Origin of the sequence: Halobacterium sp. KA-6 (assembly GCF_021029015.1) — an archaeon.
Taxonomy (GTDB): domain Archaea; phylum Halobacteriota; class Halobacteria; order Halobacteriales; family Halobacteriaceae; genus Halobacterium.
This window is the reverse complement of the sequence record NZ_JAJJZH010000004.1, coordinates 1-10,434: the sequence shown is the minus strand read 5'-3', so window position 1 is coordinate 10,434 and position 10,434 is coordinate 1. Positions and strand designations below refer to the sequence as shown.

General features: G+C 54.4%; 10 protein-coding genes. 4 read left to right on the top strand and 6 right to left on the bottom strand.

Features of this window, described 5'->3' with window-relative positions; genetic code table 11:
* Nucleotides 1-98: 98 nt before the first annotated feature.
* On the bottom strand, nt 99-2,105 hold the full coding sequence (locus LPA46_RS09835) for a TRAP transporter permease (protein ID WP_230892375.1): 2,007 nt from the start codon (nt 2,103-2,105) through the stop codon (nt 99-101).
* 30 nt (nt 2,106-2,135) lie between these two features.
* Nucleotides 2,136-3,251: a TAXI family TRAP transporter solute-binding subunit gene (locus tag LPA46_RS09830; protein WP_230892374.1), complete on the bottom strand. Its 1,116-nt coding sequence runs from the start codon at nt 3,249-3,251 to the stop codon at nt 2,136-2,138.
* A gap of 193 nt (nt 3,252-3,444) precedes the next feature.
* On the opposite strand from LPA46_RS09830, the gene LPA46_RS09825 reads away from it, so the two are divergent.
* From LPA46_RS09825 to LPA46_RS09810, 4 genes are all read left to right on the top strand, one after another.
* Nucleotides 3,445-4,623 (top strand): CaiB/BaiF CoA transferase family protein, encoded by a 1,179-nt coding sequence (locus LPA46_RS09825; protein ID WP_230892373.1) that lies wholly within the window; start codon nt 3,445-3,447, stop codon nt 4,621-4,623.
* A 156-nt stretch (nt 4,624-4,779) separates the two neighbouring features.
* A complete protein-coding gene (locus LPA46_RS09820; protein WP_230892372.1) occupies nt 4,780-5,661 on the top strand; it encodes a 3-hydroxyacyl-CoA dehydrogenase family protein in 882 nt (293 codons plus the stop codon).
* Nucleotides 5,658-6,464 (top strand): enoyl-CoA hydratase/isomerase family protein, encoded by an 807-nt coding sequence (locus tag LPA46_RS09815; protein ID WP_230892371.1) that lies wholly within the window; start codon nt 5,658-5,660, stop codon nt 6,462-6,464. Before LPA46_RS09820 ends, LPA46_RS09815 begins: the two co-directional genes overlap by 4 nt.
* Before the next feature lie 275 nt (nt 6,465-6,739).
* Nucleotides 6,740-7,531: an IclR family transcriptional regulator gene (locus LPA46_RS09810; RefSeq protein WP_230892370.1), complete on the top strand. Its 792-nt coding sequence runs from the start codon at nt 6,740-6,742 to the stop codon at nt 7,529-7,531.
* A 930-nt stretch (nt 7,532-8,461) separates the two neighbouring features.
* Here LPA46_RS09810 and LPA46_RS09805 read toward each other — a convergent pair.
* From LPA46_RS09805 to LPA46_RS09790, 4 genes are all read right to left on the bottom strand, one after another.
* Nucleotides 8,462-8,863: a MaoC/PaaZ C-terminal domain-containing protein gene (locus LPA46_RS09805; RefSeq protein WP_230892369.1), complete on the bottom strand. Its 402-nt coding sequence runs from the start codon at nt 8,861-8,863 to the stop codon at nt 8,462-8,464.
* Entirely contained in the window at nt 8,860-9,366 is a 507-nt protein-coding gene (locus LPA46_RS09800; protein WP_230892368.1) for an FAS1-like dehydratase domain-containing protein, read from the bottom strand. Before LPA46_RS09800 ends, LPA46_RS09805 begins: the two co-directional genes overlap by 4 nt.
* 124 nt (nt 9,367-9,490) lie before the next feature.
* A complete protein-coding gene (locus LPA46_RS09795; protein WP_230892367.1) occupies nt 9,491-9,916 on the bottom strand; it encodes a universal stress protein in 426 nt (141 codons plus the stop codon).
* 324 nt (nt 9,917-10,240) lie between these two features.
* Nucleotides 10,241-10,434 (bottom strand): hypothetical protein (locus LPA46_RS09790; protein WP_230892366.1); only part of this gene is annotated, 194 nt, incomplete at its 5' end.

The following is a 10,434-nucleotide window of genomic DNA, read 5'->3' as shown; positions in this document are numbered from 1 at the left end:
CCTACTCGCTGACGGCTGACGCCGTTCGCTTGTTGAGGAAGGGGCATTCTCGCCTTCTTTCTGGTAAATCGAAATCAGCGAGGAAAATGATCCTCGCTTCAGTCACTTCCCGAGACGCGCTCCACGGATCGGAATCGGGGGAGCTGAGTCTGTGCGAGGATAAGCACCACCGAGGCAACAACGACACCAATGCGCGGCGCCATCCCCGGCCAGACCATCGCAAGCGTGCCCAATAGCACGAACAGAGCCCGGACACCGTAACTGAACGGCGACGGGATACCGAACGGCTTCGGTGCACAGTTCAGACCGTGAGTAATCGTGATTGCACCGAGCAAGACGACGAGGCCGGATCCAGCGGTCATAAGATCGAACCCACCGGTTACAATCTCAGGATTGTAGATAAACGTGAACGGGAGAATGAACAGTGGTAGTCCAAGCTTGAGTGCTTCCAGAGCTGTCCGCCAGAAGTCTGCCTCCGCGATTCCAGCGGTAACGACTACCGCGATTGCAATTGGTGGGGTGATTCCGGAGAGGATGGCTGCATAGAAGACAAAGAAGTGTGCAGCTAACGTTGGCACCGCGAAGTTGGTGATTATGGTTGGGGCAATGAGTAGTGCAACGATCGTATACGCTGCTACCGTCGGCATGCCTAGACCCAGAATCAGGCAAATGATCATCGCCAGAATAACGGTGAACAGCATTACACCACCCGCGATACTGACCAGTGCAATCGACAGTTTTCCGGGCATCCCAGTTGCGTTCAGCAGGTCAACAATACCGTTGACTGCTGCGATGATAACCGTAATTGGCGCAATCGCAATTGCACCGAACTTGAACCCGGAGATTGTGCTGTTGAACACATCTGTGACTGTCTCAACAGGACTTGGCCCACTCTGCACGAAGCTCAGGAGAATGGGAAGACCAGATCCTGTCAGAACCATCGCTGCGCAAGTGTACAGCGCGGAGGAAATGACTGTCCACTGCGCAATGCCAAGCGTGTAAAGCAGCACGGCAAACGGAATACCGAAGCGCAGCGCTTCGATCACTGGATGATACCCGTCCGAGATCTCCTTGATGCGCTTTTCAAGATCAATCCCCTCTTCTGGGAGCTGCTTGATCGCCATATAGTGGACACCGATAGCGACTGAGATATAGAAGACAAGCGCGGGCACAATACCAGCGACGAGGACATCTACGTACCCAACGGAGGGAACGAGTGACGCCATCACGAAGGCTGCCGCGCCCATCACCGGCGGCATAATTTGTCCACCGGACGACGCAACGGCTTCAATACCGCCCGAAGTCTCCTTTTTCATTCCGCTTTCCTTCATCAGCGGAATGGTGAACGAGCCCGTCATAGCAGCATTCGCCGTCTGTGCACCGTTAATAGATCCGACGATGAGACTTGACAAGACGGCTGATTGGGCGACCCCGGACCGCAGGTACTTCGTCGTTCGATATGAGAGCTTCATAATCAGGTCGAACGCGCCATATCCCCGCATCAGGCCTGCATACAGCAGGAACATCGAGACCTTGACGGCGACAGTTTGTGTGATCGACCCGAAGAACCCGTCGAACTCCATCGTTAGTAGATTGATTATCTGGCGCTCTCCAATCCCACTGTGCCCGAATATTCCCGGGATTGCGTAGCCGAAGTATGCGTAAGCGATCGCCGCGATGACGACGCCGACAAAGGCTGTGCCGAACGCTCGATAGGTCAAGTAGAGCACGACTACCGCGAACACTGCACCGAGGGCGTACTCTCGCGGAAGTGCATACCCGATACGAAGGGTCTCTAGTACCTTGTAGTGCCACCATACGTAGGCGGGGCCGATAATGCTCATCGCTGCACAGAACCATAGCCAGAGCCGTTCGAGTAGGCTTCCCTCCTCTAAATCACGCAGTTGCTCAACAACGTAAATCAGCATCCCGCCAGCGAGGAATACGGCGGCAAACTTCGCTCGTGGCACTTCTTGATTCCAGGCGTATAAGACGATCCGCGCCCAGAAAAGCAGGGAAACTACTGTGAGGAGGTTGTTTAGCAGATGCTCGCGCTCAAATCCTAGCGGCGACCATACGGATGGTTCACTTTCTCTTTGACTCATTATAAACTATGGACGGTGTTGTGGAGGACGTTAGTCCTGGACTTCGCCACGCGTGTAGGCACTCATGTCGACGCCCTGCTCTTCAAGGAAGTCGTACGGGCCTGCGTGGACCGGTTGATCTTCGAGGTAAAGCGAAGCCATCGTCTCCGCGTCGCTGTGGTCACGGTAGGCGGGCTGTCCGTCTTGGATTGATCCAGCGTTCTCGTGGCTAATACGCGCGAGTTCGTAGCCGACGTCTCGCGAAATCGACGGGCTCAGGAAGAACTGGAAGTCAGCACCGTAGACGTCTATGGTTTCTCCGTTGAAGTCCTGGTTTTCCCAGCCGTAGGCCTCGATTTCGCTGTGATTGGTACCACGGGTCGAATTGGCGCCCTCGATGAACGAGTCACTCCATTCGACGGGATGAAGATCGGCCCTGGCGTCGACTTCAGTTGCCCAGCCGGGGAGATTAGCGAATCCAGACCCGTAGCTGATTAAGGCGTCGACGCTTCCCTCCTCGATTCGACCGGCGACCTGCCCCGTGCCAGCGTTGACGATCGAGTCGGAGTCTTGGAGGTCACTCCAGATGCCAGCGTTCCGAAGCACTACTTCTGCCTGTGAGCGTAGCCCCCACTGGGGCGGAAGTGGCCAGAAATTGCTCCCAGCGAGGTCATCGGTTGTCTCGATCCCCGATCCGTCGACTGCGAGGATGTGCATGTGAAGCGTTGCGAGGGAGAACAGCTGATGCGGAATTTCGTCTACTGGACGCTCCGAGAAAGGCGGTGCGTCCTGCATCGCTGACGCGATGACGAAGTTCCCGCTGGTCATTGCTCGCACGTTCCCCTGATTGTACTGTCGAAGACTCGGGGGGTCACCACCGGTCTCTTGGTTGTTCCACCGGATTTCACCGGCTGGTTCGGTTTCGCCTGAGACTTCCTCAACAACGCGTTGGAGGGAGTTACTTGCCGAACCGCTCGTGGTAGTGGCACTCGGAATGCCGACGCCGATGGAAGTCGTCCCGCCTCCGCCACCGTTGTTGTCGCCACCATCGCCGTCACCGCCGTCACCGCCGCCACCGCCGTCTCCGTTTCCGAGGCAGCCAGCCAGTGCGAATGTTGTTAAACCGCCCGATGCCTTCACCACATCCCGTCTGCTAACAGGAGGCATAGTACCACCACATGAATGATTAACAATAAAGGTTTGGTCCATTGGTCGACTTCTACCTTGATTGAGGCTGGGGGATTCCAGATGAAGACGATCGGTGCATCTATTCGAGCGCACGCGGTCATTGTTTCAGGGATATGGTGCCTGGGTCAACAGTCGTCGTAACGACTAAGAAGAACGGTCCTTACGCTCAAGTATGCAGCCATTAGAGGGCATTACTGTCGTTGATGCGACACAAGCCTTGGTTGGACCGTTTGCCACGCAGACGCTCGGTGATCTCGGGGCCGAGGTTCTCAAGATTGAACATCCAACTCACGGTGACCTGACGCGTTCATTCACGCCCGAATACAACGAACTTTCGGCCTACTTTGTCAGCCTTAATCGGAACAAGCGAAGCCTCACCCTCGATTTGACCAGTGACGAAGGGCAGGATATCCTCCACGAGCTGCTCGAAAAAGCGGACGTATTCATACAGAATTTCAGTCCAGGAGACGCCGAGAAGTTTAATGCGGACTACGATACCGTCGCCGAACTAAACGACGAGATCATCTACTGCGACGTGTCCGGCTACGGTAAAGACAGTCCTTACAGCGACCAGAAAGCGTTCGATATTGTGCTGCAGGGTCGGTCCGGCATTATGAGCGTCACTGGAACCGAAGACCAGCCCGCGCGCGTGGGTATCTCAGTATCAGATATCGCGGGGGCAATGACCTCTCTGTACGCGATTACGACCGCCCTCTACCACCGTGAGCGCACCGGGGAAGGCGAACACATCCAGTTGGCGATGCTCGACTCGAGTTTTCAGTTTCTGCTCTATCACGTCACAACCTTCTTCGCCACCGGAGAGAATCCCCAGCGGATGGGAACTCGCCATCCGAACTTGATGCCGTACCAAGCGTTTGAGACGGCAGACGGCTTCCTCGTCGTCGGCGTCATCAGCGAGGGACACTGGGAACCCTTCTGTCGTGCGATCGACCGCGAGGAATGGCTGGACCGTGAGGAATACGCCACATTCACCGACCGCGTCTCAAATCGGGCCGAACTTGACCAAGCTCTCGATGAGATTTTCGCCCAGCAAACGACCGAAGAGTGGATGGATCGCCTCAACGCCGAAGGGGTTCCGTCGACACCACTGAATACGGTTGAGGACATCGTCAACGACCCCCACATCGAGGCCACCGATATGATTACAGAGATGGAACACCCAGACCTTGGAACCTTTCAAGCGCCCGGCAACCCCGTGAATTTCGAGGGTCTTGAAACGGACACGAGTCAAGCCCCCCCGATGCTCGGAGAGCATACCGACGAAATACTTGCAGAGTTGGGATACAGCGACGAGGAAATCTCCCGGTTCCAGAGCGACAAAGTCGTCTAAGCAGCTAAGATATCCAGCGACTACTCTCCACGGAGACAGTCTCAAGCAGGTCGCTGCACTGTTTCCGCCGCCATCTGGGGTGTCACTATCTCGTCGGTCACCGTCAACCGGCGAACGAGCGTAACGTTTATCGGTATCCCCAATCCCTCTCAATTCATGCGTATCACAGTTATTGGTGCGGGGAGCATGGGCCACGGCATCGCGCAAGTTTCGGCCGCTGCCGGCCATGATGTGACGTTAAACGACGTGAATCAACAGCGTGTACAAGATGGGCTGGATTCTATTGAGAACAACCTTGCAGAAGGCGTCGAACGAGGGAAGGTTTCGGAGAAGGAGCGCGAAACTACGTTAGAGAACATTGAGGGGAGCGCAGACTTCGAAGTTGCTGTCGAGGATGCGGATTTCGTGATTGAGGCGGTCCCAGAGGACATCGAACTGAAGAAGGACGTGCTCACGGACGCGGAGGAGATCGTCGATAAAAACGCTGTTATCGGGACGAACACGTCGTCGCTGTCCGTAACGGAATTAGCGAGTGCGCTTGAACATTCCGAGCGCGTCGTCGGTGTGCATTTCTTTAATCCGCCGCACATCATGCCACTCGTGGAGGTTATTATCGCGGAACAGACTGACGAGGAAACGGAGCAGGCCACCGTCGACTATGTTGAAAACCTCGGGAAGGAAGCAGTTGTCGTCCGCGACACCGCCGGATTCTCCTCTTCCCGGCTTGGCGTCATTCTAGGGTTGGAAGCGATGCGGATGGTCGAAACTGGGGTAGCAAGCGTCAGCGATATCGATACGTCGATGCGGGAAGGATACAATCATCCAATGGGACCGCTGAAGCTAACCGACGTGGTCGGGCTTGACGTCCGCCTAGATATTGCGGAATACTTGACCGAGGAGTTAGGTGAGCGGTTCCGCCCACCGCAGATTCTTCGTCGAAAGGTCCGTGCCGGCAAACTCGGGAAGAAATCTGGTGAGGGGTTCTACGTCTGGGAGGACGGTGAAGCTGTCCGCCCTGCCGGGGAGGATCACCGATGAGCGAGTTTGACGAGTTCGAAACGGTGACTGTTGAGTTCGATACGATCGCTGAGCACGTCGCTACGCTTACGATTAGCCGGCCGGATGCGCGGAACGCGTTGAACGGGACGGTTCGGTCGGAGGTGAAGACGGCGATTGACGCATTGGAGGATACTGAGAGGGACGTCCGCGTGCTAGTGATTACGGGCGACGACGAAGGCGGTGCATTCGTCGCGGGTGCGGACATTAGCGAATTCCGGGAGCGCGATCAGTTCGACCAGCGGGAAGCGAGTGCCCGGCCACGCATTTACGAGCGTGTTGCAGAATTCCCGCTTCCTGTTATCGCTGCGGTCAACGGTCACGCGCTTGGCGGAGGGTGTGAACTTTCGTTGGTGTGTGATATTCGTGTCGCCAAAGAGGGCGCAAAGCTTGGCCAGCCCGAGATTGGCCTTGGTCTTATTCCGGGTGGTGGCGGTACCCAGAGACTGCCACAAGTGGTTGGGATGGGTCAGGCGAAGAAGCTTACACTGTCCGGAGAGCTGGTAGATGCTACGGAAGCAGAAGAGATTGGTCTCGTCGAGGAAACCCATCCTGAGGGTGAGTTTGAGGAGCGTCTCTCGGAGTTGGCGGGGACTATCGCAGAGAAGAGCCCGAAAGCACTCGAACACGGTAAGCGTGCCCTCTCTGCGAGTGCGGAGATGAATTTAGATGCTGGGTTGGACTACGAATTGGAGTTGTTCACCTCTTTGTTCGCCACGAAGGACATGCGGGAAGGTATTGAAGCGTTCTACGAGGATCGAGACCCAGAGTTTACCGGCGAGTAGCCATCGCTTGGGACTGGTGCGGTGAGTCACTCTTGTTCTGCCGTATTGGGTTTTAAACAGCCTGCGTTCCGACAGGTGGTAGCGGCCAAGAGGGTACTACCGCTGAATTTAGTTGGGTACGAGAGCCAACGAACCGCGGACGTTTCTTTGAGATAGGAATTGTTGCTACGATTGGGTTGATTTCGGGTAGGTGATAGAGGGGGTTACAGGTAGACAGAATTGGCAGGCGTTTCTGAATGGGAAACACTCACATAACTACAGATCACTGCTAGGGTATGAACAACGATACACCGGATCGGACGAAGGGCGACGAGATTGACGTACCGATCAAGAGTCTCGGAACCGCCTTCACAATTATCGACGCGCTGAAAGAGAATGATGGCGGTCGAGTCACCGAAATTGCGGCGGAGACTGGGCTGTCGAAGAGTGCGGTCCACAAGCATCTCACGACTTTGGCAGCACATGGATACGTCGTCAAGGAAGGTGACCGATACCAGTTGGGCCTTCAGTTTCTGGATCTGGGGGGCTACGTTCGAGACCAGTTCCCGAGTACGAATATTGTCAAGACGAAGGTGCGAGAACTCGCCGTTGAAACGGGAGAGGTGGCTCAGTGTATGACTGAACAGCATGGTAAATCAGTCGTTCTTTATCGAGAAGCTGGGACCAATGGGGTTCCCTCGCGAACGCGGCCAGGCACACAGATGTACTTGCACCAGACCGCGTCAGGGAAAGCAATTCTGTCACAACTCCCGATTGAGCGTGTTGACGAAATAATCGACCGTCATGGCCTTCCTCGTGCGACTGAAGCCACTATCACAGACCGTGACGCGCTGGTCGAAGAACTTGAAACGATCCGGGAACGCGGTGTCGCCTATAGCGTTGGGGAAAGCACACGGGGTCTCTATGCTGTCGCTGCACCTATGACTAAGCCCGATGGCACAGTACTCGGTGCAATCGTCGTTTCGGGTCCGAACCACAGAATGCGTGGGTCGCCGATGGATGACGAGTATCCCGATCTTCTTTTGAGTCTCGTTAATGAGATCGAGCTCAATATTGCTCACTCCTAACCTTCGGTTATCGGATTTGCCTGAATTGCGGTGCTAAGTTGCCTTCCTCAACGAACGAGCGTAGTGGGCGCGTGACGTGGAGAATACAGCGCTGCACAGTTCTCAAACACGTTTGACCTACGGTCCATAGGACGACGCAATCGCAGCAATCGCGGTAGGGATGAGTGATTCAATTCTGTTTCTGGTTAGGAAAACCGGATACAGATATTATATGTGGGGAAGATATCGTTCCAAGATGTTATTTAGGGCGTATAGCGGATGTATGTCCATTAGAGAGCGTTCAAATTGACCATGGAGAACAGATCAAGGTTCTGAATATTGTTTTCCCATATATGAGCGGGGTTCCTGTAATATGCCTTTCACTACTCGTCTCTCATCCTCTCCGATAGAATTACGACTATATGGTTGTAATGGGAATGTACTGGCCGATATTATACTGCTGGAATTACAGCCATATACTTGTAAGCAAATATTGAGTGAGCCGATCTAGAGGTATAGTAGTAAACTCTGCCCGATAAGATATCACCTAGCAGAGGAGGCGAAGAAACACATAACGTAACGACAATGCATCTGCCGTCATAGATAACCTATTCCTTGAATTAATAGTAGAATAGTTGCACCATTTTTCAACGTTATAGATATATTCGCTCTGCATCCGGTATTCATCGAATATGCCGAACCTAAATCAATCTATAGATTGTTTCCTATTAAGAAACGAGACTATTCTTGGCTCCACACAACAAGAAGGCAATTCCAAATACACTAGTTACAGTACTCTTCTGAGACCAAGAGCGCCTACGAACTTTCTCTTGCGACCTGTTCTTAGCAACTAACGAGCAATCTTCCTGTCCAGGGTCGATTGGACCAAGCTATCGGTGGTTAGCCGGTATTCCCATGTCGAGAAGACCACGGTTCACGGCGCGGAGGATATCACAGGAAGGCAACAGCACTTCCTGTAACCACTTTTTCGCCGTCTTGATTTATGACCGTGACATCTGCTTCGACGCGCGTTCCTTCATCTGTCTCGCTTACTGCTGTTATCTCAACTGTGGTAGAGAGCGTATCTCCGGGCCAGACCTGAGCGTTGAATCGTGTCTGGTATTCATCGAGGTACTGGAGACCGAGAGCTTCGCGGACGGAGCGTGAGGCGACCCCTGCTGTGAACATTCCCTGTCCAAACACGGAATCATAGCCCGCCTGCTTCGCGTGTGGTTCGTTGTAGTGGATTGGATTAAAATCGCCACTCGCGCCAGCGTACTTCACAAAATCCGTCCGGCCAACGTCCTCAACAGTATGCTCGAATGAATCGCCCACCGTAAACTCGTCAGTCATTCTGACTCACCTGAGATAGCTCCTCCCGTCTCGATACGAGTATTATACGCCGACAGTACATGTTCACCAGCTTCGTCCATGAACTCTGTACATAGGACGGCAAACGTCATGGTCCCACCATTGCGGCCTTCCCGCTGGTAAATCTCTTCCATGGTGGTATCCCCAACAAGGACATCGCCTACGTAGAGTGGACGGTTATACTCGTACTTCTGTTCACCGTGAACCACGCGGGCGCGGTCAAAGCCGAGATCGAATCCTAAGCTATAATCGACGCCCTCGGGACGATAACGAGGGAAGTACGATGTCCGCGGAAACGTAGGTGGCGCGGGAATCGTTTCGTAGCCCGCTTCTTCTGCGGCAGTCTCGTCAAAGTAAATCTCTGCCGGATCGTGGATCGCACGCGCGAACTCTGCGACTTTCCCGCGCTCGACCTCAAAGTCTTCGACCGTTCGATACGTCTCGCCGATAGTCTCCCTCAACGTTTCGATGGATTTCGATGGCACAGTCGCTCTTCTCGTGTATTGCAACAAAAATATACCTGATCCAGCCCAGATAGCATCTCACTTCCGCCCACCGATATACGTGGAAAAACCAGAGACAGCGCCCGGACAGACTGCACTCGAACTACTAGCTGAACGAAACTGTCACCGGGCACTTCGCCGAGAGCATCACTGACTGCGTCGTGCTCCCGAACAAGACCTTCCCAGTCGGACTCCGCTTGCGGCCGCCCATTACGATGCTGTCAGCGTCGATTTCGTCAGCAATAGCTAGGATCTGCTTCGCGACGTCGCCATGCTCACGTCGCTTCGACACCGCCGCGACGCGCGAATCCAGATAGTTCTCAACGGTTGCAACGCTATCCGGATAGTCGGATTCGTCCCACACGTCCTCGGACTTGACTTGTCCACCCTCACCCGTGACGTCAAACTCTTCGAAGACGTTCAGAATGACGACATCGACCGCTTCCTCGGCATTCGGAAGGTTCGAAGCGATCTCCGCCGCTTTCATCGCTCGTTCCTCGCTCTCTCCTACCGGGAGTAGTACTTGGTACACATCACACATGCTCACAGCAAGTTCTAATAAAAATTTGCTCTGCCAGACGGGTTGCGTTTACCGAAGACCAAGAGAGAACCGGCTAAGTTTGGTCTGGCGGTGCTCAAGAATCGTGTTGATTGCGGCACCGGGATTTCACGAATCAAGATAGTCCCGCCGACCGCTTAACAACCTCATCTTCTCGTGTTCGGGACTGCTTGCTTTTCTCTCGTCGAGCACACGGAATCTCTGTCTTGGGACTCGGGTTTAACGTAATGCCAGAAGTCTCCAACTGCACAGCCATCTTCTCGTCACGAAAAGGACGATATTACCTCCTGTATACGCCTATTTCTCTTTCGCGTCGATTGCTTCGACGAGGAGTTCGGTGACGTCCGTGATTTCGATGTCGTCTTCGTAGCCACCCGTTTTGCGGCCGTCCTCGTACATCGTCATGCACATCGGGCACGCGACGACGAAACGGTCGACGTCCGGGCCGGCGTCCGTGTCCTCTAAGGCCTCGCGGATGCGCTCCTCGCTGG

What these genes read in the sequence shown, in the direction of transcription:
- LPA46_RS09825 (WP_230892373.1), top strand. Translation starts at nt 3,445, where the DNA reads ATGCAGCCATTAGAGGGCATTACTGTCGTTGATGCGACACAAGCCTTG.
- LPA46_RS09810 (WP_230892370.1), top strand. Translation starts at nt 6,740, where the DNA reads ATGAACAACGATACACCGGATCGGACGAAGGGCGACGAGATTGACGTA.
- LPA46_RS09815 (WP_230892371.1), top strand. Translation starts at nt 5,658, where the DNA reads ATGAGCGAGTTTGACGAGTTCGAAACGGTGACTGTTGAGTTCGATACG.
- LPA46_RS09820 (WP_230892372.1), top strand. Translation starts at nt 4,780, where the DNA reads ATGCGTATCACAGTTATTGGTGCGGGGAGCATGGGCCACGGCATCGCG.
- LPA46_RS09805 (WP_230892369.1), bottom strand. Translation starts at nt 8,863, where the DNA reads ATGACTGACGAGTTTACGGTGGGCGATTCATTCGAGCATACTGTTGAG.
- LPA46_RS09830 (WP_230892374.1), bottom strand. Translation starts at nt 3,251, where the DNA reads ATGCCTCCTGTTAGCAGACGGGATGTGGTGAAGGCATCGGGCGGTTTA.
- LPA46_RS09835 (WP_230892375.1), bottom strand. Translation starts at nt 2,105, where the DNA reads ATGAGTCAAAGAGAAAGTGAACCATCCGTATGGTCGCCGCTAGGATTT.